The organism is Herpetosiphon sp., assembly GCF_003512625.1.
In the GTDB taxonomy this organism is placed as follows: Bacteria; Chloroflexota; Chloroflexia; order Chloroflexales; family Herpetosiphonaceae; genus Herpetosiphon; species Herpetosiphon aurantiacus.
Genome location: NZ_DOPT01000069.1, coordinates 125,682 through 146,947, shown reverse-complemented (window position 1 = coordinate 146,947; position 21,266 = coordinate 125,682). Strand labels below are relative to the sequence as shown.

General features: G+C 49.0%; 24 protein-coding genes. 15 read left to right on the top strand and 9 right to left on the bottom strand.

Going from position 1 to position 21,266, the window contains the following annotated elements; translation table 11 throughout:
• Positions 1 to 166: 166 nt before the first annotated feature.
• Entirely contained in the window at positions 167 to 2,524 is a 2,358-nt protein-coding gene (locus tag DEF47_RS15575) for a TIM-barrel domain-containing protein (protein WP_012190085.1), read from the bottom strand.
• Positions 2,525 to 2,667: 143 nt separating this feature from the next.
• Here DEF47_RS15575 and DEF47_RS15570 point away from each other — a divergent pair, with 143 nt between their 5' ends.
• Positions 2,668 to 3,006 (top strand): hypothetical protein, encoded by a 339-nt coding sequence (locus DEF47_RS15570; protein ID WP_012190086.1) that lies wholly within the window; start codon positions 2,668 to 2,670, stop codon positions 3,004 to 3,006.
• Positions 3,007 to 3,091: 85 nt separating this feature from the next.
• On the opposite strand, the gene DEF47_RS15565 is transcribed toward DEF47_RS15570, so the two are convergent.
• The 3 genes from DEF47_RS15565 to DEF47_RS15555 form a co-directional block, all read right to left on the bottom strand.
• Complete coding sequence (locus DEF47_RS15565; protein WP_012190087.1) at positions 3,092 to 3,691, bottom strand: 50S ribosomal protein L25; 600 nt, start codon at positions 3,689 to 3,691, stop codon at positions 3,092 to 3,094.
• A 143-nt stretch (positions 3,692 to 3,834) separates the two neighbouring features.
• Positions 3,835 to 4,995 carry an RNA polymerase sigma factor RpoD gene (gene rpoD / locus DEF47_RS15560; RefSeq protein WP_012190088.1) on the bottom strand — a complete coding sequence of 387 codons (1,161 nt, stop codon included), beginning with the start codon at positions 4,993 to 4,995 and terminating at the stop codon, positions 3,835 to 3,837.
• Positions 4,996 to 5,302: 307 nt separating this feature from the next.
• Complete coding sequence (locus tag DEF47_RS15555; protein WP_012190089.1) at positions 5,303 to 6,931, bottom strand: helicase HerA domain-containing protein; 1,629 nt, start codon at positions 6,929 to 6,931, stop codon at positions 5,303 to 5,305.
• Between the two features lie 385 nt (positions 6,932 to 7,316).
• Here DEF47_RS15555 and DEF47_RS15550 point away from each other — a divergent pair, with 385 nt between their 5' ends.
• The 5 genes from DEF47_RS15550 to DEF47_RS15530 are packed head-to-tail and all read left to right on the top strand — an operon-like array spanning position 7,317 to position 11,202.
• Entirely contained in the window at positions 7,317 to 8,309 is a 993-nt protein-coding gene (locus DEF47_RS15550; protein ID WP_012190090.1) for an ABC transporter ATP-binding protein, read from the top strand.
• Positions 8,302 to 9,828: an ABC transporter permease gene (locus DEF47_RS15545; RefSeq protein WP_012190091.1), complete on the top strand. Its 1,527-nt coding sequence runs from the start codon at positions 8,302 to 8,304 to the stop codon at positions 9,826 to 9,828. Before DEF47_RS15550 ends, DEF47_RS15545 begins: the two co-directional genes overlap by 8 nt.
• A gap of 39 nt (positions 9,829 to 9,867) precedes the next feature.
• Positions 9,868 to 10,119: a YtxH domain-containing protein gene (locus tag DEF47_RS15540; protein ID WP_012190092.1), complete on the top strand. Its 252-nt coding sequence runs from the start codon at positions 9,868 to 9,870 to the stop codon at positions 10,117 to 10,119.
• Between the two features lie 9 nt (positions 10,120 to 10,128).
• Positions 10,129 to 10,818, top strand: a complete 690-nt coding sequence (locus DEF47_RS15535) for a rhomboid family intramembrane serine protease (protein ID WP_012190093.1) — start codon at positions 10,129 to 10,131, stop codon at positions 10,816 to 10,818.
• Positions 10,819 to 10,839: 21 nt separating this feature from the next.
• Complete coding sequence (locus DEF47_RS15530; RefSeq protein WP_012190094.1) at positions 10,840 to 11,202, top strand: hypothetical protein; 363 nt, start codon at positions 10,840 to 10,842, stop codon at positions 11,200 to 11,202.
• A gap of 53 nt (positions 11,203 to 11,255) precedes the next feature.
• On the opposite strand, the gene DEF47_RS15525 is transcribed toward DEF47_RS15530, so the two are convergent.
• Positions 11,256 to 11,873 carry a TetR/AcrR family transcriptional regulator gene (locus tag DEF47_RS15525; RefSeq protein ID WP_012190095.1) on the bottom strand — a complete coding sequence of 206 codons (618 nt, stop codon included), beginning with the start codon at positions 11,871 to 11,873 and terminating at the stop codon, positions 11,256 to 11,258.
• A gap of 128 nt (positions 11,874 to 12,001) precedes the next feature.
• On the opposite strand from DEF47_RS15525, the gene DEF47_RS15520 reads away from it, so the two are divergent.
• From DEF47_RS15520 to DEF47_RS15505, 4 genes are all read left to right on the top strand, one after another.
• Complete coding sequence (locus DEF47_RS15520; RefSeq protein WP_012190096.1) at positions 12,002 to 12,877, top strand: alpha/beta fold hydrolase; 876 nt, start codon at positions 12,002 to 12,004, stop codon at positions 12,875 to 12,877.
• A 64-nt stretch (positions 12,878 to 12,941) separates the two neighbouring features.
• Positions 12,942 to 13,238, top strand: a complete 297-nt coding sequence (locus tag DEF47_RS15515; protein ID WP_012190097.1) for a hypothetical protein — start codon at positions 12,942 to 12,944, stop codon at positions 13,236 to 13,238.
• Between the two features lie 46 nt (positions 13,239 to 13,284).
• Positions 13,285 to 13,962, top strand: coding sequence for a class I SAM-dependent methyltransferase (locus DEF47_RS15510; protein WP_012190098.1), 678 nt, complete (start codon positions 13,285 to 13,287; stop codon positions 13,960 to 13,962).
• A gap of 78 nt (positions 13,963 to 14,040) precedes the next feature.
• Positions 14,041 to 14,361, top strand: coding sequence for a hypothetical protein (locus DEF47_RS15505; RefSeq protein WP_012190099.1), 321 nt, complete (start codon positions 14,041 to 14,043; stop codon positions 14,359 to 14,361).
• A 112-nt stretch (positions 14,362 to 14,473) separates the two neighbouring features.
• On the opposite strand, the gene DEF47_RS15500 is transcribed toward DEF47_RS15505, so the two are convergent.
• Entirely contained in the window at positions 14,474 to 15,268 is a 795-nt protein-coding gene (locus DEF47_RS15500) for a hypothetical protein (protein ID WP_012190100.1), read from the bottom strand.
• Positions 15,269 to 15,363: 95 nt separating this feature from the next.
• On the opposite strand from DEF47_RS15500, the gene DEF47_RS15495 reads away from it, so the two are divergent.
• The 5 genes from DEF47_RS15495 to DEF47_RS15475 all read left to right on the top strand — a co-directional run bounded on the left by DEF47_RS15495 (position 15,364) and on the right by DEF47_RS15475 (position 18,103).
• Positions 15,364 to 15,540 (top strand): hypothetical protein, encoded by a 177-nt coding sequence (locus DEF47_RS15495; RefSeq protein ID WP_287045222.1) that lies wholly within the window; start codon positions 15,364 to 15,366, stop codon positions 15,538 to 15,540.
• A gap of 19 nt (positions 15,541 to 15,559) precedes the next feature.
• Complete coding sequence (gatC, locus tag DEF47_RS15490; protein WP_012190101.1) at positions 15,560 to 15,850, top strand: Asp-tRNA(Asn)/Glu-tRNA(Gln) amidotransferase subunit GatC; 291 nt, start codon at positions 15,560 to 15,562, stop codon at positions 15,848 to 15,850.
• 70 nt (positions 15,851 to 15,920) lie between these two features.
• A complete protein-coding gene (locus DEF47_RS15485) occupies positions 15,921 to 16,556 on the top strand; it encodes a LysE family translocator (protein WP_012190102.1) in 636 nt (211 codons plus the stop codon).
• Positions 16,557 to 16,631: 75 nt separating this feature from the next.
• On the top strand, positions 16,632 to 17,219 hold the full coding sequence (locus DEF47_RS15480) for a hypothetical protein (RefSeq protein ID WP_012190103.1): 588 nt from the start codon (positions 16,632 to 16,634) through the stop codon (positions 17,217 to 17,219).
• Positions 17,220 to 17,296: 77 nt separating this feature from the next.
• Positions 17,297 to 18,103, top strand: a complete 807-nt coding sequence (locus DEF47_RS15475; protein WP_041304499.1) for an SDR family NAD(P)-dependent oxidoreductase — start codon at positions 17,297 to 17,299, stop codon at positions 18,101 to 18,103.
• A 46-nt stretch (positions 18,104 to 18,149) separates the two neighbouring features.
• Here the strand turns inward: DEF47_RS15475 and tdh are convergent, their stop codons facing one another.
• The 3 genes from tdh to DEF47_RS15460 are packed head-to-tail and all read right to left on the bottom strand — an operon-like array spanning position 18,150 to position 21,261.
• Positions 18,150 to 19,214: an L-threonine 3-dehydrogenase gene (gene tdh, locus DEF47_RS15470; protein WP_012190105.1), complete on the bottom strand. Its 1,065-nt coding sequence runs from the start codon at positions 19,212 to 19,214 to the stop codon at positions 18,150 to 18,152.
• 53 nt (positions 19,215 to 19,267) lie between these two features.
• The gene (locus DEF47_RS15465; protein WP_287045221.1) at positions 19,268 to 19,774 is read right to left on the bottom strand and encodes a CvpA family protein; all 507 of its coding nucleotides are present in this window, start codon (positions 19,772 to 19,774) and stop codon (positions 19,268 to 19,270) included.
• 20 nt (positions 19,775 to 19,794) lie between these two features.
• Positions 19,795 to 21,261, bottom strand: coding sequence for a phosphoglucomutase/phosphomannomutase family protein (locus DEF47_RS15460; protein WP_012190107.1), 1,467 nt, complete (start codon positions 21,259 to 21,261; stop codon positions 19,795 to 19,797).
• Between the last annotated feature and the right edge of the window lie 5 nt (positions 21,262 to 21,266).

The window sequence follows — 21,266 nt, the reverse complement described above, 5'->3', positions numbered from 1 at the left end:
TTAAAAACCTACCCTTGTAAGGTCAGGGGGTGAGGGCATGAACATCGACTCCAGATCCCACTCAATCATTAAACCTACCCTTGTAAGGCTAGGGGGTGAGGGCGCATTACAATTGGTTTTAACTCAATGAACCATTACATCTATATTCTATATTCTCCATTCATGCTTACAACTGCACCTCAAGCGTGTGTGCCAAGCCATCATCAGCAAAACTCACGGTCGTTGCGCCTTCAGCGTAGACCCATTCGATTGCATTTGTATCAAACAAAACCGCTTTGGGCGGCAGCGAATGCAGATTGACCACGATTGTGCGCAGGGCAGGTTGCCAACTACCTTGGCGGGCGGCAATCATCAACGTAATTGTTTGCTCAGTTTCAACACAGCTAAACGTTGTGGTCGCTGCTTGGCCCTGTTCGTAATCGAACGAGATGCCATCGTCCTCGTAGAGCGTCCATTCGCTTGTGCCACTGGGGTAAACATCGAGGGTTAAAGGATCAAGTGGGGCTTCGCTGGTGTAGTTGAGTACTGGGCCGAGAGTCAAAATCGCCCCACCACGCACATACAGCGGTAACCGTTCAAGCGGCGCATGCACCAAAATATGCTGCGAACCCTTGATCCGCTCACCCGTCCACCAATCGTACCACTCGCCAGCGGGCAAATAAACCGAACGATATTCAGTCCCAGGCCGTACAATCGGCGCAAGCATTAATTGCGAGCCACACAACACCTGATCGTGCAAGGCGTGAGTGGTCGGATCAGCCGCAAATTCATACACCAATGGACGAATAATTGGCGCACCTGTGGTTGAAGCTTGATAAAACAACGTATACAAGTAGGGCAATAAACGATAGCGCAGACTAAGGTAGGCCCGCGCAATTGCTTCGGTGCGTTCGCCAAACGCCCACGGCTCAGCCGGACGTGTGCCCGAACACGAGTGCCCACGACAGAACGGCAGAAATGCCCCAACTTGAACCCAACGTGCCCATAATTCTGGCGACGCATTGCCAAAAAATCCACCAATATCCACGCCAACAAAGGGAATTCCTGAAAGCCCCAAGTTAGCAATTTGCGGCAACATCATTTCTAAATGTTCCCACAACGCCGAATTATCACCAGTCCAGAGAGTCGCCCATCGTGATAAACCAGCAAAACCTGAGCGAGTTAATACAAATGGTCGTTCATTAGGGCGCAATTGTCGCAAGCCTTCATAAGTTGAGCGAGCCATCAACAAACCATACAAATTATGTACTTCGGCGTGAGTTGTACGCTCATCGGCAGATCCTTGCGGCGCATTCAGATCGATCGTACCACCATTGCCACCACCTTCGCTAAAAGGTCGGTCAAACACGGTTGGTTCATTCATATCATCCCAAATGCCGCGTACCCCAGCATCGATCAATTTCTTATGTAAATTTCCCCACCATTCACGTACATCAGCACGGGTAAAATCAGCAAATGCGCTATCATCAGGCCAAACATAACCACTGAATAACGTTCCATCAGCCCGCTTGATAAAATAATCGTTGGCGATTCCTTCGGCAAATACTGCATAATTTGGGTCAGTTTTGACCCCAGGATCAATGATTGTTACCACATTGAAGCCATCACGAGCCAAATTTTGCAACAATTGAGCTGGCTGGGCAAAACGTTCAGGATGCCAAGTAAAAACCCGATAACCATCCATATAATCAATATCAAAATGAATCGCATCGCACGGAATATTGCGAGCACGTAATTCATCAGCAATTGCCTGCATCGTCATGCTTGAATCGTAGCCCCAGCGACTTTGATGATAACCAAGCGCCCAATAGGCCGGTAAAGGCATTGCTCCCAATAATTCACGCCAAGTAGCGGTAATTTCGGCAGGTGTTGTACCCAAAACCACATAATAATCGAGATCTGGGCCTTGGGTTTTTAAGCTCAACAATGCAGCATCAGCCGCCCCAACATCAATACTTGAGCGAAATGATGTATTGAAAAACACGCCATAGCAGAGATTAGGCTGCAATCCCATAAAAACTGGCATTGTTGCATACATATTATCAATACGCGGGCTATGATGTGGTTCAGGATCGAGCGTCCAATTTAAAAAATGCTGACCTGTTTTTTCAAGCCAGCCAGTGCGTTCACCAAAACCATAAAAATGCTCAGAATTATAAATTTGCTTACGAACAACCCATCCATCGGCGTTGTAGCTTGCTGGCGTAACGTCACTAAAAAATGGCTGCTGCTCCAGATTGTTAAATGTAATTCGGCCATCAGCATGTGCAACATTTACTTGTAGCTTTGTCGTCTCAATCCTCGTTGAATCTGAATTTTCTGAAACCGACCATGCAAGTGCCTCCCATGCATCATCAGCGCGATTAACCGCCCATGAACGCCGTGCTAATGGTGCATCATTACTAATACAAACCCGAATAAGCTGTTCGCTACAGATGCTGATGCGAATTTGCTGATTTGCTCGTTTAAACAGACAGCTACGGGCATCACGTTGATCAAGTGTAAACATTGATGAATGTTCCATCACAATTCCTCCAAAATTGGCCAAATTGAAACAAAAAAACTTGACACAAAGCAGAAATCTATATACGATAAGGCTATACAGAGCAAGAATATTGAGAATGGCGTGTCGTCACGAGCATAGTATCATTTTCGGAGGCTAAAACCATGGCAGAATTTACACTCTGGTCACCAGAAGAAATGCAAGAACGGGCAAAACCAAAGCGTGCCGTTCAGCGCGAAACCCGCGAACGCATTATTGCCGAGTATACCAATTATTTCCAAAACGCTAAAGCTGGTTTTGGTGGTCAAGTGGTATTAGGCGATGACGAAGACAAACGCAAGTTGCGGGCACTTGTACGCGAAGCTGCTAGCCGCAGCAACCTTGTATTACGTTTTCGCCCAATCAAAGATAAAAACCGGATTGAATTTTTGGTGATCGACCCACAAAGCCAACCAGCCCGTAAAACTGGCGCTCGCCGTGGCCGCCCCAAAAAGAAAAGCTAAATAGATTAAAAAAGGATGTGGCATACACCACATCCTTTTTTTGGATTTAAAAAACCCCTATGGATTAATCCACAGGGGCATTTAATTATTCAGCAGCAGTTTCAGCGGCTGGAGCTTCTTCAGCTTGTGGATAACCCAAGGTCAAAATCAAAGTTTCAACATCATCGAGAATTTCCACGGTAGCTGGCAAGCTCAAATCTTTAACCAAGATTTGTTGACCAATTTCGGTCAGGCTGCTTGCATCAATATCAATTTGATGTGGCACATCGCCTGGCAAAGCTCGCACCCGAATCACTGATTGAACCAAGTTCAATACAGCGTTGCCACGGCTCACCATATCGTTTTCGCCTTGCAAAGCAACGTGAATATCCAATTCGACTGGTGCGTTGGCATCAACCACCCGCAAGTCGGCATGAATGATGCGATTGGTGACTGAGTTGCGTTGGACTTCCAACAAGAAGGCAACTTGGCGTTTTTGGCCAGGGATGCTCAACTCGATCAAGCCGCTATAGCCAGCTTGGTTGATCACTTTGTTAAATTCACGTTCGTCAACTTGGGCTGAGTAGGGTTCGATCCCACGGCCACAAATACCGATTGGCAAAATACCTTGGTCGCGCAAGCTTTGAACCTTTTTGCCGGTAATTTCACGCGGCTGGAGTGCCAACCGTAGAGTTTCGTTCGCCATTGCTATGCTACTCCATGTAGAGTTAAAATAATCTTAGATCGCTGCAAAACTGCGATAGTGTACCATAAAACAGGTTGTTACGCAAAAAATCAACCCAACGCCACGTTAAATGTGCGCTGGGTCGGTAGTTTTAGCGCCATTCGTTAATCAAGATAGCCACGTAATTTCTTGCCAAGGTGGGGGTGACGCAGTTTACGCAAGGCCACCGCTTCGATTTGGCGAATCCGTTCGCGAGTAATGCCAAATTCAAGGCCAACTTCTTCGAGGGTACGGTAGCGGCCATCTTTAAGGCCATAGCGCAATTGAATTATTTTGCGTTCGCGCTCAGGCAATTTTTGCAAAACTTCTTCAATTTGTTCGCGCAACATGGTCATGGCCGCAGCATCAACTGGGGTTGAAACTCGATCATCCTCGATGAAATCGCCCATGCGGCCTTCGCCTTCTTGACCAACCGGCATTTCCAACGAAAGTGGGTGCATCGAGGCTTCCAAGGTGCGACGCACTTTCGAGGCGGTAATGCCCATGGCTTCGGCTATTTCTTCGGGCGTTGGTTCGCGCTGCATGGTTTGTTGCAACTTATGCGACGTTCGCTTAACTTGGCTAATTGCCTCGCCCATGTGCACAGGCAAGCGGATGGTGCGGCTTTGGTCGGCGATCGCTCGCGTAATTGCTTGGCGAATCCACCACGTCGCGTAGGTCGAGAACTTATGGCCTTTGGTGTAATCGAATTTCTCGACTGCCCGCATCAAGCCAATATTGCCCTCTTGCACCAGATCCATCATGGTCAAGCCATACGAGGTATATTTTTTGGCAATCGAAACCACCAAGCGCAAGTTAGCCTGAATCAAATGTTGGCGGGCTGCTCGGCCAGTATCGATATGGCGTTTTAACGAAATTCGATCACTATGTTCAAGCATGCCATCATCTTGCAGCAAGGTATCGTTGGCGGCGTGAGCCACTTCCATCTTCTTGGCCAGATCGACTTCTTCCGCCGCAGTCAGCAAGGGTACTTGACCAATTTCTTGCAAGTACATGCGCACTGGGTCGTCGAGCGCAATATCCGAAAGATCAGGCAAGGCTCCGTCGAGGTCGTGATCACTATCAAGATCTAAATCGAGATCGAGGTCGGCAACGTTGGGCGCTTCATCTGCATCAACAACCTCGATCCCCGCTTCTTCGATTTGTTCGTAGAGGCTTTCGAGGGCTTCGATATTCGTTTCTGGCTCTGGCAACACGCTGAGAATGTCTTCGCGTTTGATGCGGTTTTGATTTTTTGCCGCAAGCTCCAGTAGCTTGTCAATCATTGAAATGGCTCCTCCGAGGTTGAGTCGCAGGCAAGATGTTTCTATCTAAACTAATGATCGAACGCCGCCCCCCAAGCATCGGCACGAGGCGCGGCGACAGTTTATCTATACATGCCTGAATGCTAAGGCAAATTGTGGCAATCTCATCGCGGTATTGTGCGTGCTGTGATGCCGTTGCTCGTAAGAACAACAGCATTTAGCCACTCGTTTCACTATAGCATTGTTCCTAGTTGATCGTCAACCCTCTCGAAGTACTTTTTAACTAGCAATCTCCATCTTTTGACTGATCACGTTTAGGAAGAATGGTTTATTGCCTTGATCCAAATAAATCATCATTAGCATCGTCATCGGTAATTGGAATAGGCTTAGGCCGTCGTCGATTACCCTGCATCATCGCTTCATAAAAAGCTTTATCATAGGCTCGGGTACGCATCACCACTGGCATCGGCACGGCATGGCCCAACATCATGGCTTGCTGGCGCGAATCAAGCGAGGCCAACACGGTTTTCAAGCCTTTCGAGCCACCAACACCCATAAATACCGCATCAATATCACGATCATCGTTAAGCAAAGCAGTAATCCGCGAGCCAAGTTGGCTCATCACTTCGTTATCAATCGACGATGGCCGTTGATCAACCACCAACAACGTGACCGAATATTTGCGTAATTCGCGGGCAATTTTGCCAAAAATGGTTTGTTTGGCCAGGCTGGGCGTAAGAAAATTATGCGCTTCTTCAATCGTAATCATCAGTTGCGGCGGTTTATCGCTCGATTTTTTTGTGGCTAGAAAGGTTTCGGTACGCCGTACCCATTCATCATAAATCAGGCGCGTCAGAATATTTGAAACCAACATATAGGCCAATTCACTGCGATATTGACCAAACTCTACCACTACATTTTTACCAGCCAACAAGGCATCAATAATTTGACGAATTGATGATTGGCTCGATTTGCGAGTGACAAATTTGAGTTGCTCAAGCTGAGCTAGTTTGCGCGAAAGTGCTGACATCGACGACATATTTGCGCCTGTCGATTCGACAAACTCTTTGAGTTGTTCGGTATCTAATTCACGCAGTTTTTGAATCCAATCGTCGCCAAAACGCTGAGCACAAATAAAGGCCGATTCTGCCGCAGTCGGATTGAGATTAAGCGCATCTTGCAATAATAAAATATCATCAACCCGAATTTCATTCAGGCCAATCGTAATATCACCATCGTATTTTACTCCGCGCCGCCGCGACGACTCAGGATCAAGCGTGTAGATATAGACTTGGCCAGGAAAAAGCTGCGCTAAGCCCTTAACTTCTTGAATCTTATCCTCGGTTGTGCCGCTCCAACCATATTCGGAGTGCATATCAAAAATCAAATTACTCGCAGCATTATGTTTAATCACGCCGCATAATAATAAACGCGTTAAGAATGATTTACCTGTGCCCGATTTACCAAACACACCATTCGAGCGCTCAACAAAGCGCTCAAGATCGATACAGACTGGTACATCCATATCCAGCGGCGTGCCCATTTGAAACTTACCATCGCCCTCAGCCCCAAACACCAAGCCAAAATCATCTTCGCTGGCCTCGTAAATTGGCGCAAAATGGGCAGGAATAGTCTTAACTGGGCGAGGTGTTTCGAGTGAATCTTCGGGCAACATCAATTGAGGGGTTAATTTAAATGTGCCATAGGTGTTACGCCCAGCCAAAATCTCACGCAACAACGGGTGCTCATCATCTGGCGGATCGGCCAAAATCGAAAGGCTGGTAGCGGCCAGTTGCACATCGGTCAACATTGAAAAAAAGCGGTTTTGGCGGCCTTGCACCACCATAAATTGACCAACGCGCAAACGCTCAATTTCGTAGCGTTCATCTAAACGGGCAGTTAAGCCTTCCAATAACGAGCCACTGGTTACTAGCCCAATCCGTGTTGCATGTGCCATACTCAAAAACTCCGTACAAACTCGGTACCTCATTTTAGCACATCTGCGCGACTGCAACAATGCAGGTTTGCTGGTCAGGTTTTGATCCACGAAGGACACAAAGGGCACGAAGGCTTGAAACCACGAAGAACACCAAGATCGCGAAGGGTTCTATTCCGAAAGCTTCATCCCTAATCCCTCATCCCCAATCCCTCATTCCTTTTATGTCTCTGGGTTACTCCTTTTTTGCCTTTTGATTGCTGCCTTTTGCCTTTACTTGGCTTACATCTTGCTAGAAGCGTGGAGCCTTTTTCAAACTACGGTTGATCGCTAGGATACAATAGAGCCAAAGCCGATCAACAAGTTAAGAGCAGTATCGCCGCTTGGTGCAAGGAGCAATGAGCTTATGCAAGCACATGCCGGTCAATCGCTGATTCAACTTCAGCAGGTGACAAAGCGTTTTGGCGATCGCGACGTGGTGCGCGATGTTTCATGGAATATTCAGCCTGGCGAGATTTTTGGCATCGTCGGGCCATCGGGCTGTGGCAAAACCACCACAGTGCGCTTGATGACGGGCGTTTATATCCCAACAACTGGCTCAGTCAGCGTGCTTGGCAAAAATCCCGCTACATTCAATGCCCACGATCGTGAGCAACTGGGTTATATGCCTCAATTATTTGTGCTCTACCCCAACTTGAATGTGGTTGAAAATATGCGCTTTGCCGCCTCGATGTATGGCGTTTCGTTAACTAAACGCCGCAAACGAATTGATGAATTATTGGATTTTGTTGAGCTGGATCAGGCTCGCCGCACGTTAGCTGGCAATATTTCTGGTGGCATGCAACGGCGTTTGCAATTAGCTGCTGCGTTAGTACATGAGCCAGAATTATTATTTGTTGATGAGCCAACCGCTGGCATCGACCCAGTGCTACGTGGCCGCTTCTGGGATCAGTTCAAAGAACTCAAAGCCATGGGCAAATCGTTAGTTGTCACCACTCAATATGTTAACGAGGTCGCCTATTGCGATCGGGTGGCAGTGATGCGCGATGGTCAATTATTGCTGGTCGATACGCCCGATGGCTTGCGCCGCCGCGCCTTGGGCAGCGATGTGCTGACAATACGGGTTGATGCCGAAGATCTGCGTAACGCCGTGCGAATTTTAAGTCGTCATCAATTGGTGTTAGGCATCGAACGCCCTCACAATGCTCCGTTGGGCAGCATGATGGTCTATGTCGATGATGCTAGCACGGCCTTGCCTGAACTGCTGGCCGCCCTGGCCACCGATCCCACCATCGATACGCGCCAAGTTGGTGAATATAATCCGCCATTCGACGATATTTTTATTACCTTGATGGAGCGGCTTGAGCAACCAGAGAGCAAGGAGCAGATCAATGCTTAAAGATTTAGTACGCATTTTTGCGTTCTGTGCCAAAGAATTAAATGCAATCCGGCGACAACCCTTGCTTTTAGTTGGCTTGATCATCGGGCCATTTCTGATTCTCTCATTGTTTGGAGTTGGCTATCAAGGTGAGCAACCAAAATTGCGCACGGGCATCGTTGTACCGCCAGGCCATCGCGACGATCCCCAAGTAACTGAATTGATCAAGCGCATCAGCAATACTTTTGTGATCGATGCGGAGCGGCATATTTATGAGAGTGAGGAGCCAGCCGTCGCGGCGCTCAACAACGACGAGCTAGATTTGGTCGAAATTTTCCCATTGGAGATGACCACGGTCTACTCTACGGGCAAGGCGGTTGATATTCGCTTTATCTATAGCGAAGTTGACCCATTGCTACGCTCGTGGATCGAATATCTCTCGTATACCCAAATTAACGAATTGAACAAAGGCATGTTGTTTAGCGTGGTTGGCCAGAGTCAGCAGCAAATTGGCACATTACGCGATTATGTCAGCGATGCACGCCAGCAAATTAGCCAATTGCGCGAACAACTCAATAGCAACAAACGTGACGAAGCTCGCCAAACTATCAAAACATTACGCGAATCGGGAGCCTTGCAATTAATTGCCTTATCGATGACCCAAAATGGAGCCAGCGAAACCAGTAGTTCAACCCAAAGCCTTAGCTCATTCCAAGCTTCGCTTGATGGGCTTGATCGCGATTTGGCCGCAGGCGGAACCTTGGAGCAGCAAGATCAAAAATTAGCCGAGCTTGATACGCGGCTCGGCGAACTTGATCAACAGGCTGATCGGGTACAAACAATCGATCCAGCGGTGGTTGTTTCACCATTACGCTCGGTGGCTAGCAACCTTGCACCAATCGAAAGCCTTGGCGATATCACCAAAGATCCCGCGACCGCCTATGTACGTTTTTATACCCCAGCGGTGCTAGCACTCTTGCTGCAACATATGATGGTGACCTTGGCAGGATTATCGCTAGTGCGTGAGTTGCAACAAGGCACGTTGGAGATGTTTCGGGTCTCGCCACTTTCGGCCTTTCAAACCTTGGTTGGCAAATATGCCAGCTACACGATTTTATCGGCAGTCATTGTCAGTGTTTTGGTCTCGTTAATGGTCTTTGGATTGGGCGTGCCCTTTTACACAGGCCAATTGCTCAATTTTGCCTTGTTGACATTTATGTTGACCATCGCATCGCTTGGCATTGGCTTTTTGATCTCGTCGGTAGTCAGCACCGATAGCCAAGCGGTACAATTCTCGATGTTGGTATTGTTGATGTCGGTGTTCTTCAGCGGTTTCTTCATCTCGCTAAAATCGTTTTTGCCGTTTGTGCAGAATATTGCCCGCGGCTTGCCCGTTACCCATGGCATCGCCAATTATCAACAAATTATGTTGCTCAACCGTGCACCCGAGGCCAGCACCTATATCTGGCTTGGTGGAATAGCCTTGGTATCCTTTTTGCTTAGTTGGTTGATATTCGGTCGTCAATTTCAACGCAAATAGCGACACCGTTTATCAAGCACATAAGTTGGAGGAACCGCAATGTTTAGACATTTCTTCAAAACGATCTGGATGGCTGCCAAATATTTTCTGTTAGGGCTAGCAACCGCCGCCCTAACCGCGCCCCAAACTGGCGCTGAAAGCCGCCAACTCTTGAAAAAACGCATCTTAGGCTTGTTTGATCAAACGCTGCCAACCACACCCAGCAGCAACGATCATACAGAAGATGGTGCAGCATCGCTCGATAAACAAGAATATTGGCAAAATGGTGCTGAAAAATATAGCGTGTTATAGGGAGGGGCTATGTTTCCACTAGGCGACGATAACTCCAAACTACGGCGACGCGGCTATGTAACCTATGGCCTGATTGCCCTCAACGTGCTGGTATTCTTATACGAATTTTCGTTGGGCAGCGAAAGCCAAGCCTTGCAAGATTTTATTATGACCTGGGGCGCAGTGCCCGAACGGATCGCTGCTGGCGATGGCCTGATCACCTTATTGACTTCGATGTTTTTGCATGGTGGTTGGGCACACTTAATTGGTAATATGCTGTTTCTGTTTGTTTTTGGTGATAATGTTGAAGATGCCTTTGGCCATGGCAAATACTTAGCTTTTTATCTAATTACTGGATTAATTGCCACGGCGGCACACATTCTGCTTAATCTCAATTCAGCCAGCGCTGGAATTCCCAGCGTCGGTGCATCAGGGGCAATTTCGGGCGTGCTCGGAGCCTATATCGTAATGTTTCGCAGCAATTCGGTCAAAGTATTGCTCGGACGTTTCGTTCAAACGGTTCCAGCTTGGATGATGATTGGTTTATGGGCAGTACAGCAATTTGTTGCAACCTTTGCCACAATTACCACAACCAGCCAAACCAGCGGCGGTGTCGCCTATGCTGCTCACGCTGGCGGGTTTATCGCTGGGGTTGTACTTGGCTTTGTACTAAGCCGCATCCAACCAGCTCCGCAATTAGCCCAGCGCCGTAAAGCCTAATTAATATTGGAGGAATTGATAATGAGTAATCAAGAAAACAATCATGATGAACGCGGTTTTGGCGAAAAAGCCAAAGATTTTATTCAAAATTTGTTTGATCGCGATGAAACGCCAAATCAGCAACCAACGACCGAAGAATCACATAAACCACGCGATCGTGGAATTACTGAATACACCAAAGATTTTGTTAGCAATGTTTTTGGCAATGATCGCGCTCACGAACGCCGCGAAGAAGGTGAAGCTAACACCCCTCACGATCGTGGTATCGTTGAATATACCAAAGATTTTGTGGGTGGCTTAGTTGGTCGTGATCGCGATGAAGATCCAACCAACACCGCAGTTGAAAAAGCTCGTGAGCAAAACGAACGTCAACAAGGCCAATAAATTTAATTGAGCCAAAAAGCAACGCAATCGGTTAATACGATTGCGTTGTTTATTTAATGCTGTAAGAGCAGATCAATTACCTGCACCGCCATTGCTTCGTGTAATGGCTCGCCCGTCACGAGTAAGCGTAGAAAAAATGGCCCAATCAACATCTCCAGAAAAATTTGGGCATTGATTGTTGCTGGCAACTCACCGCGAGCGATCGCTCGCTCAACCAATACTCCAAATTGATCGACCCAAATGCCCCAGACTGCTTGACGCGCCTCAGCCGCCTCGGCCAAATTTGAAACATCAACACAAGCCCGACCAAGCGCTTCACCCTCTGGCGATTGTAAATAGCGCACCAAACTGGGCAAAAAGCTCAATACATCCTCGCGAAACGAGCCAGTATCGGGGTTTGGCACATGCTGATCAAACAAGGCTAGCACGGTATCCGCCACCAGCATGGCCTTAGTTTTCCAGCGCCGATAAATTGAGGTTTCATGCACCCCTGCGCGTTGAGCTACATCAGCAATCCGCAACTGGGCATAGCCTTGCTCGAACAATAATTCGCCAGTGGCTTGCAACACCGCCGCATGCACCTTAGCACTGCGCCCGCCTGGACGTTGGCGATGCAACAACGATTGATACACATTCGGCTCATCAGATCCCTCGGATGGCTCAGATTTCATGGGTTCGATCCTTCCGCAGCTAATGCAAGAGACTTGCATTAAGCCAAAAAGTACTCTATAGTAAAGCATAATGCAAGAGAGTTGCGTTTACAGGCGCAAACAATTCATGGCGATAAAGGGAGCATACCATGGATGAATACACGATCAGCGTTCAAGGGACGGTTGGCCAAGAGGCGATTCGGGTTTTGCAACGCAGCACTGGCGCTGAACAATTTATCGCATGGCATGGCATCACTGCCGTTAATCGATTTTGGTTGTGGGATGCCCTTTGGCCGCATGGCGAGGTGCAATTGGTTGGCTTGCCTGGCCATGGAGCCGTGCCCAACCAACCCAACCAACAATGGAGCCGCTGGACCCAAGAACACCTGATTGAAACTGGAATTGCCAGCCTCAAAAAGCTTAATAACGGCAAGCCAGCCACGATCATCGGCCACTCAACTGGTGGCTTGATCGCCTTGGGAATTGCCCACCGAGCGCCTGAATTGGTCAAACGCCTGATCGTGCTTTCGCCCGTGGTTTGGTCGGAATTGACTGGGATTGTCAACGTATGGCAACGGTTTGTCGGCCAGCCCAGCTTGCTCAAAGCGATTATTCATAGCTCGCTGGGCTTAGGCCGCTGTAGCCATTGGGCTTTTTCCAAATCACTGGTAGCCTTCATCAAAGATCGCCAAGGCTTTTATAGTAATCCCAAAGTGGTTAAAACGATTCGCGATGGCTACGAGCAAATGCAACAAACCCCAATTGCTGGCATCGCAGGCATCACCACCGTGCTCAAACAGGCTGATATTCGTCCGTTGATTATGGCCAAACCAACCACCGTCCCAACATTAATTGTGCATGGCCAGCACGACCCAATTGTTCCATTTAAGCAGGCCCAATGGCTTAAACTCAATATTCCCCAAGCCAATCTCTTGGCGATTCCCCATGTTGGTCATTTACCGTATGCCGAACAAGAAACTTATGTCAACAAAGAAGTAACTAATTGGGTCGAAAAAACTGCCTAGCATGCATCCACTTCGCAGGTCATTGGCTATAATACGCTAGATTGAGCAAGCATCAGGAGCGTTTATGCGTTGGCTTATGCGTTTATCGGTGTGGGAATGGATTGCCCTGATTACACTCGTGGGTTGGCTATGGCAACGAATCAGCAGTCGCAGTAGTTATCAAACATCGCCGCAACAGCGGTGGTTAATTGATGCTTGCGTTATCATCACCGTATTGGCCTTGCTCGGCAGCGCGATCTGGCAAATTCGCTGGCTGGGGTTAGTGGCGTTTGGGGCGGCGGCGCTTGGGCTAGGGTTGGGCATTCGTAATTGGCTTTTGACCTTGCGCGGCTGGTTTGGCAATCTATTTAGTCGCAAATAATTGAGATTTGGCTATAATACAGCAGGTCTTTTATTGGAGATACGTTGTGAAGCGCTTTTTGGCTGGCCTGCGCCCCTTGATTCAGCAATTGCCCTATAAATTTCCGCGTGCCTATGATCTGCTGGTGCATCATGGGATTTTTCGCTGGCTGGGCATGGCTGGCTCTGAACAAACTGCACTAGTCGCCAAAGCCTTGCAACATGAGGGTTGGGCAATCGAAGCGCCAATCGGTACAGGTCGATTAACCATCGATTTATATGCGCAACGCCCCAATTTACAGGTGGTTGGGATCGATTTGGCAATGCCAATGCTGCGAACAGCCCAAGCCGAATTAGCCAAAAAAGGCATTATCAACGTACATTTAATTTGTGCCGATATGACTGCCTTACCTTTTCATGCTGATCAATTCATTCAAATTGTGACATTAAATGGCTTGCAAGTTGTGCCGCATGCCGAAACATTAATCGATGAATTATTGCGTGTCGCTGAAGATGGTTGCGCAATTGCAGGCGCTGCCACGGTTGATATTGGGCTAGAGCCACGGGGCGGCGTGCAACGCTTGCTTGTCCGCAGTGGCATGATCAACAAATTGAATCCTGAGCAATTGCACGAAATTATTAGCCTGACCTGGAGCAAACTGAGCGCCAATCGGCGTGGCGCGGTCTACAATTTTCTACGGCCTCGGCTTGATCGCGCAACCGGCGAGCCAATTGTCAAAGAATAGGTCGCAAGGTTGATGATTTTCCGCTTCCGCTATGGTCAAATAGCGCGATAACCCCTGTTTTGTGAGAGGGAGAACAACATGATTATTCTTGGGACGCGTGGTAATGCGGTGGACACGTTAAAAACTGCTTGGCATGTCTGCCCTAGCTGCCAAATGAATGTACCGTTTAACGTTCAACTGATCTATCGGTATTTTCATCTTTATTTTATTTTTGGCGTAATCACCAGTCATCAATATGTTGAAACCTGCCCTAATTGTTTGCGCCGTCAAATTGTGCCAAAAGAAGCTTTGCCGCTGGAAATTCGCCAAGGCCGTTATGCCAATATCACCCATCAATTTGGGATGGCAGCCTTAGCCGTGTTTATTATCGTCATGATTTTGATCAACGCGATTAAGTAGGGTTCCCTCACCCCAACCCCTCGCCCACTGCGGCGGGCGAGGGGCTTTTCGTTTCGTGGTTCCCCTCGCCTCGCGCGGCGGGAGAGGGGGCTTAGGGGGTGAGGGATATTACCTATGGCAAAATTGGTACAGCAACCACACGGAAGGTTTGCTCGCCCGATTTGACCAAGGTTGGAGCGCCCGCAAAGGCCACGAGCGCAGCGGCTTCGCTATCGGTTACCACATTGCCTTCACGCAACTCAGCCTTGAACGTCCATTCTTGGGCGGTTGCAATTTCTTCAGCGCCTGCTGGCTCCAAGTAAATCGTTGCACCTTGGGCTTGATAGGGCTTGGTTTCCACTTGCATCAAGGCTTCAACCGTGGTTAAAGCTTTGCGAAATTGGACAAAACGGCGTTGACCATCAGCATTCAGGCCTGAGCGTTGTTCGGCAAAGGCGGCGTAGGCTTGAGCGCTGCATGAACGTTCGCTCAAATTCACGGTCAAGGTCGTTACATTGGCATCTGAGATCATTGGCTCAGGATCACCCAATGGAGTGTCGAGACAGAAAGCTTGCTCGGCCCCAAGCAGATCGTTCAGCAATTGCTGAATTTGAGTTTCAGTTAATGTGGTTTGTTGCCACAGCAATTTACCGTCGGCATTAAAATATTGGTAAATCAGCTCGCCATTGCCATATAAGCGAAACTGTGGCACAGACAATAATTTGTTGTATAACGGGGTGACAAAGCCGCCCTCATTGCGCATTTCTACGATAGTTACCGCTGCACTCGTGTCATAAGCAAAGCCGCTGGCAACTGCCGAAGTAGCAGTTACGCTCGTTTGGACGGTGGGAACGTTGGTTGCAGTGGTTTGGTTACCACAGGCAGCCAAAACTAAAAGGGCAACAATTGCCGTAATTCGTCGAAGCACTGGAAGATTCCTTTCAAATGATTTGTTTATGCTAGACTAACGACAGGTGAATCGTAAAAGTTCCCAGAACGAAATCTGGTACAATCGAGGCAGCAATGGCAAAACCTAAATCGCAGCCAAATCGGCTGGGGTATGCAATCGGTAGTGGAATTTTCAGTGGCATGATGGCAAGTATGGTTGGTTGGGTGCTCAAAATCGATCAACCAGTGCTGATCGTCGTGCTATTGCTCTCGGTCATCGGCGGGGCAATAATGGGCTACCGTTCACGCTAGTAGTAATTGTGAGGATGCTATGTCGTTAACTCCTGAACAAGTGCGCCAAGTGGCTCACTTAGCTCGTTTGAAATTGGATGAGGATGAGATGGAACGTATGCGCTTGCAGCTTTCCTCGATTCTTGATCATATTGAGATGTTGCAAGCAATTGATGTGACCGATGTGCCGATTACCGCGCAAGTGACCGATTTGACCAATGTCACGCGAATTGATGCAGTCACATCGAGTTTGCCAGTTGATGCAGCGCTGGCCAACGCGCCCGATCGTCAAGGCGATTATTTCCGCGTGAAAGCTGTGTTTGAGGAATAATCGTTAGCTCAACCTACCCCTCTCTTGTCAGCAAACAGGAGAGGGGCTTTACTTTATATGGGAGCAGCCTATGTTTGATGCTCAGTTAATTGGTTACACGCTCGCCGTCGCCTTATTAACCATCACGCCTGGCGCTGATACGCTGTTGGTTATGCGCAACGTTTTGGCGCGTGGCCGCAAAGCTGGAATACTAGCGACGCTCGGCGTTAGTTCAGGCTTGTTCATCCATGCACTGCTCTCAGGCCTTGGCTTATCGCTGATTTTAACTCGCTCGGCGCTGGCATTTAGCGTGGTCAAATGGGCAGGAGCGCTCTACTTATGCTATCTTGGGGTGCAATCGCTACGCAGCGCCCTCAAACCCAATCTAGTAACCAACGAAATATCAAGCACTGCTGAGCCAAGCCTCAACCCGTGGCATGCCTACCGCGAAGGCTTGATCACCAACGTCTTGAACCCCAAAGTTGCCCTATTTTATCTGGCCTTCCTGCCCCAATTCATTCGCCCGAATGATCCAGTGATGCTGCGCTCATTGCTATTAACCTCGATTCATTTTGTGCTCGGCATCGTTTGGTTAGGCCTGATTACCCTAAGTTTGGATAAAATGCGCAGTTGGATGCTCAAACCACGGGTGCGGGCTTGGATCGAAGGCAGTACGGGGCTTATTCTATTTGGATTTGGCATCCGCTTGGCGCTATCCAAACGTTAACGCAACAATTCAGAGCTGGCTGCCGTATCATCCACAGCAAACCAAACGGGGGTTTACCCGTTCTAGGAGGTTCTGATGAAAAATCAACGCGATACCATGATGACCGTTGGAACGGTAGTCGTTGTTGTGGTTGCGATCGTATTACTGATTATGATTGCCAATATTGCTGCCAATGTTGTGGGAGCGCTCGTGCCACTGGTTACTGGCAGCTTACTGTTATTTGGCAATCGCACCGAATTAATGAGCTTGTTACGAACTCGTAACTTGGGGCTTAATTCGCTCAATGTATTGATTGGGATTTCGCTCGTGCTCTTTGGAGCTGGGCAGACACTCTTTGGCGAAACGTTCTTACGCGTTCTGTTCTACATTCCAGCCGTGATCTGTTTAGCCCTAGCAGCTCCGTTAGCCTTTGGCAAAACCGATACTAGCGCAACCTACCGCGCTTGGTGGAATAGCATTCGCAGCAAAGTGCGCCGCAAACCAAGCACGCCTAGCGTGATCAACACCGGTTTTGAGCCAGCGGTCAACAACACGCCGCCAACCAGCCAAGCGCCAAATTACAATCCTGCGCCAAGCCCACAGGCCAATTTCGATCCAATGACCGGCCAGCGCACAGTCAAGCTTGATCCCAACGAGATCAATAACTCTGGCGTTCGCCAATAACATCCTCGGATCATTCCTGTCACGTAGAACCTGATGAGCAATCGTCAGGTTCTCGACGTTTAATAAAGGATTTAATGATGCAAAAGATCGCTTTGATCACCGGGGCAAGCGGTGGAATTGGGCAAGCTATCACGCAAGGACTCGCCGAAGATGGCTGGCAGACGGTTTTGATCGCCCGTGAGCCAACCAAACTCAATCAAACAGTCCAAGCTTTACAAAGCCAAGGCCATTGCAGTGTTGGTTTTAGTGCTGATGTCCGCGACCCCGAAGCAGTCCAACAGGTAGTTGCAACCGTTATAGATGAGGTGGGAACACCAAATGCCATGATCAATCTTGCGGGAGTGCTTGGGCCATTTGGCCAATTCCATGATCTCGATCTGGATCAACTACGGTTAATGTGCGATACGATCTGGTGGGGCACGCTCAATCTCTGTCATGCGGTTATTCCAGTAATGATTGAGCGTGGCGGTGGCTCAATTATTAATATTGCTGGCTATGGCGCGGTTGAAGCATCGCCACGGCTGGCGGCGTATGGGGCAATCAAGGCCGCAATTGTGCGCTTGAGCGAAACGCTGGCAATGGAATTGAAGCGCCAAAAGATTCGGGTTAATTGTATTGGGCCAGGGCTTGTTGCCACCAAATTGAGCACCGAGCTTGAAAGCACACCCGAGGCCCAACGCTTTGCTGATGGGATGGTCAAAATGGCTCAAACCAAAGGGGTTTCTGGGCAGGAGGCCGCCAAATTAGTGCGCTGGCTGCTTGCTGAGGATAATCCACTCACTGGACGGTTGATTACAGTCCACGATGCCTATGAACAATTAAGTTCGCAACTAGTGGAAATCAACCATAGCAGTCGTTATACTTTACGCCGTATTAATGATTAAGTGAGCAGGCCGCTCAGTTGGCGTACTGAACGGCCTTTGGGTTTAATTACCAAGCACCATCAAGCCCATGCGGATACAAAGCCACTTTGGCAGCCTCGCCACGCAGCATCAATTCAAACGCGGTTTCAAATTCTTCCAAAGGCAAGTGATGAGTGATAATCGGACGCAAATCGACCTTATTGCCCGCCACCAAGGCTTGGGTTTGATACCAGGTTTCAAACATTTTGCGGCCTGAAACGCCATACACGGTCGCACCTTTGAACACCACATGGTTGGCAAGGTCGAAATCGGGCAAGCCGTTGGGTGGTAAACCCAGCAATGAGGCAAAACCACCATAACGCAACGATCGAAAGCCCTGATCAATTGCACTAGGATGGCCCGACATTTCGAGCAGCACATCAACGCCTTCGCCTTCGGTCGCCGCCAGCACATGATGCACCACATCGTCGCGTGAATCCAAAGCATGGGTTGCACCCATGGTTCGCGCCATTTCTAAGCGCTTGGGGTTGATATCGGTGGCGAAAATTTGCTTGGCTCCTGCTGCGTGCGCGATCCCCACCGCAAACAAGCCAATCGGGCCACAACCAGTCACCAAGACATTGCGAGTTGAAAGGTTGGTTGCCAAGGCGGTATGCACCGCATTGCCAAATGGCTCTTGAGCCGCAGCCAAGGCTGGTGGCATATTTGGGTCGTTGCGCCAAACATTGACCGCCGGAACCGCAATATATTCAGCGAAACAGCCAGGCCGATCAACCCCAATAATTTCGACGTTGCGGCAAATATGGGCTGCGCCAGTGCGACACTGGTAGCAATAACCACAGACAATATGGGTTTCGGCGGAGACAAAATCGCCAACCTTGACCATCGTCACATCGCTGCCAACCTCGACCACATCGCCAGCCAATTCATGGCCGAAAATCATCGGCGCTTTGAAGCGGCTTTGTGCCCACGGGTCCCATTTATAAATATGCAAGTCGGTGCCACAAATCGTCGAAGCTCGCACTCGAATCAGCACTTCATCACGCTTTGGCTGAGGAATCGGCGCAGTGATCAGCTTGGCTCCTGGAGCTGCCGATGGTTTTTGCACCGCCCGCATCGTATTATTTGCCATAGTTTGGTCTCCTCGTTGAAACCCATGGACGATCGTTTATTGTTTGCATTGTTTCACCCAAATAGCATTTGATTCATTGGCACGAAGGTTTCGGGCAGGAGGTTGACAATCACCAACACCACTGGCCCCCAATATTCTGCCAAGCTTGATTGTTGAATTGCATCGATGATCCCGATTTGGGGTAATCCAACGCAGCCTGCCAAGCAAGCTCCAATTAGTACAATCCCTTGCACCAACCCCAACAGCGCCCCAATCACATGATCAGCGCGGCCCAAAAACAACAGCCCAACTTTGAGACGTAGCCACGTTGCTATCGCACTAACGAGGGCTGTTACTGCCAACAAACTCAGCAAAAACGCAAAAACGCTAATAAAGCCCGGCGCGGTCGCAGGAATCAAGCTGATCAGCAGATCGGTCACGCCTGGATAGATTCGTCCAGCAATCGCAATTGCGGTAATCAACCCCGCCAATGCCAGCAACTGACGAATTGTGCCCCAGTAAAAACCAAGCACGCTATACCACAGCAATATGCCGATCAAAACCCAATCAAGAATCGTCAAACGCACCTCCTTGGGCTATTTTAGCCAACTGCCACCAGATTGGTCAATTGCTGATTGGCAAATTGTACGCCAGCTTGCAACAAGGCTTGCACTTGCTCAGCATTGGCTGCTTCGGCGTAAATGCGCAGCACAGGCTCGGTGCCTGAGGGTCGAATCAAAAGCCAGCTTTGATCAGCCAACAAATATTTGACTCCATCGCGATCATTAATTGATTGCAAGGCCACTCCGGCAATTTCTTGGGGCGCTTCGGCTTTGAGCGCATGCACTAAATCGGCCTTTTTAAATGGTTGCACGCGCTGATCAATCCGATCATAGGCGAATGGACCATATTGGTGTTGCAACTCATCAATTAATTCATGCAACGGTTTGCCAGCACGGGCGACAATTTCGAGCAACAACAAGCCCATCAAAATGCCATCGCCCTCGGGCACATGACCCAAAATCGAGATGCCGCCTGATTCTTCGCCACCAATTAACACTGGTTCAGCCAACATCAGATCGCAAATATGGTTAAAACCCACTGGCGTTTCTTCCACCCGCAAATTGTAGGCCGCAGCCAAGCGATTGATCAATTGGGTGGTTGAAATCGTTTTGACGACCAAACCGCGTTGGCCTTTGGTTTCGATCAAGTGGCGCAAGGCAAGCGCAAAAATTTGATGTGGGCTAACAAACTCGCCGCGTGAATCCATTGCCCCAATCCGATCTGCATCGCCATCGGTTGCCAGCCCCAAATCGTAGCCGTCGCGGCGAATCATGTCGGCCAACGGTTGTAAGTTGCGGCCAATTGGCTCAGGGTGTAAGCGGCCAAAACCAGGGTTCATATCGCCATGAATTTCGGCTACCATCACGCCCAATTCACGCAACCAACGGGCAATATAGCCGCGCCCAGCGCCATACATTGGGTCGATTGCCACGCGCAACGAGCTACGGGCAATCGCTGAAAAATCAATTAATGTGCGCAAATGGGCCAAATAGGCTGGCAATGGATCGAAGCGCACGACCTCACCCGCTTGGGCAGTGGTGTTTTCTTGCCAAACTGGTTCAGCATACAAGGCTGCTCGCCCCGAGGCTTGCAAATCGCTAATTCGGGCCTCGATTTGCTTCATGGTTGCGGGCAAGGCCGAGCCACCAAACGCTGCTTTAACTTTAATCCCGTTGTAGCGCGGTGGATTATGGCTGGCGGTAATCATTACGCCGCCTTGAGCCGCCAACTGTTTAACTGCAAACGACAAAGCCGGAGTTGGACAATCGGCTTTGCTTAAATAGACCGCCAAACCATTGGCAGCCAACACATTTGAAACTGTAATCGCATAGCGATCGGAAAGAAAGCGCGTATCGAAGCCCACCACCGCTCGCGTAACCTCGCCAGCAGGAGTTTCAGCCAGCAACTGCTCAGCGATTGCTTGAGCCACTAAACGCACATTTTCAAAGGTAAATTCTTCACTGATGACAGCACGCCAGCCATCAGTACCAAAGTGAATTGCCACAGGTT

Bases quoted from the DNA above. Each gene is read 5' to 3' on its own strand.
- DEF47_RS15575 (WP_012190085.1), bottom strand. From the start codon at position 2,524: ATGGAACATTCATCAATGTTTACACTTGATCAACGTGATGCCCGTAGC.
- DEF47_RS15570 (WP_012190086.1), top strand. From the start codon at position 2,668: ATGGCAGAATTTACACTCTGGTCACCAGAAGAAATGCAAGAACGGGCA.
- DEF47_RS15565 (WP_012190087.1), bottom strand. From the start codon at position 3,691: ATGGCGAACGAAACTCTACGGTTGGCACTCCAGCCGCGTGAAATTACC.
- rpoD (WP_012190088.1), bottom strand. From the start codon at position 4,995: ATGATTGACAAGCTACTGGAGCTTGCGGCAAAAAATCAAAACCGCATC.
- DEF47_RS15555 (WP_012190089.1), bottom strand. From the start codon at position 6,931: ATGGCACATGCAACACGGATTGGGCTAGTAACCAGTGGCTCGTTATTG.
- DEF47_RS15550 (WP_012190090.1), top strand. From the start codon at position 7,317: ATGCAAGCACATGCCGGTCAATCGCTGATTCAACTTCAGCAGGTGACA.
- DEF47_RS15545 (WP_012190091.1), top strand. From the start codon at position 8,302: ATGCTTAAAGATTTAGTACGCATTTTTGCGTTCTGTGCCAAAGAATTA.
- DEF47_RS15540 (WP_012190092.1), top strand. From the start codon at position 9,868: ATGTTTAGACATTTCTTCAAAACGATCTGGATGGCTGCCAAATATTTT.
- DEF47_RS15535 (WP_012190093.1), top strand. From the start codon at position 10,129: ATGTTTCCACTAGGCGACGATAACTCCAAACTACGGCGACGCGGCTAT.
- DEF47_RS15530 (WP_012190094.1), top strand. From the start codon at position 10,840: ATGAGTAATCAAGAAAACAATCATGATGAACGCGGTTTTGGCGAAAAA.
- DEF47_RS15525 (WP_012190095.1), bottom strand. From the start codon at position 11,873: ATGAAATCTGAGCCATCCGAGGGATCTGATGAGCCGAATGTGTATCAA.
- DEF47_RS15520 (WP_012190096.1), top strand. From the start codon at position 12,002: ATGGATGAATACACGATCAGCGTTCAAGGGACGGTTGGCCAAGAGGCG.
- DEF47_RS15515 (WP_012190097.1), top strand. From the start codon at position 12,942: ATGCGTTGGCTTATGCGTTTATCGGTGTGGGAATGGATTGCCCTGATT.
- DEF47_RS15505 (WP_012190099.1), top strand. From the start codon at position 14,041: ATGATTATTCTTGGGACGCGTGGTAATGCGGTGGACACGTTAAAAACT.
- DEF47_RS15495 (WP_287045222.1), top strand. From the start codon at position 15,364: ATGGCAAAACCTAAATCGCAGCCAAATCGGCTGGGGTATGCAATCGGT.
- gatC (WP_012190101.1), top strand. From the start codon at position 15,560: ATGTCGTTAACTCCTGAACAAGTGCGCCAAGTGGCTCACTTAGCTCGT.
- DEF47_RS15485 (WP_012190102.1), top strand. From the start codon at position 15,921: ATGTTTGATGCTCAGTTAATTGGTTACACGCTCGCCGTCGCCTTATTA.
- DEF47_RS15480 (WP_012190103.1), top strand. From the start codon at position 16,632: ATGAAAAATCAACGCGATACCATGATGACCGTTGGAACGGTAGTCGTT.
- DEF47_RS15475 (WP_041304499.1), top strand. From the start codon at position 17,297: ATGCAAAAGATCGCTTTGATCACCGGGGCAAGCGGTGGAATTGGGCAA.
- tdh (WP_012190105.1), bottom strand. From the start codon at position 19,214: ATGGCAAATAATACGATGCGGGCGGTGCAAAAACCATCGGCAGCTCCA.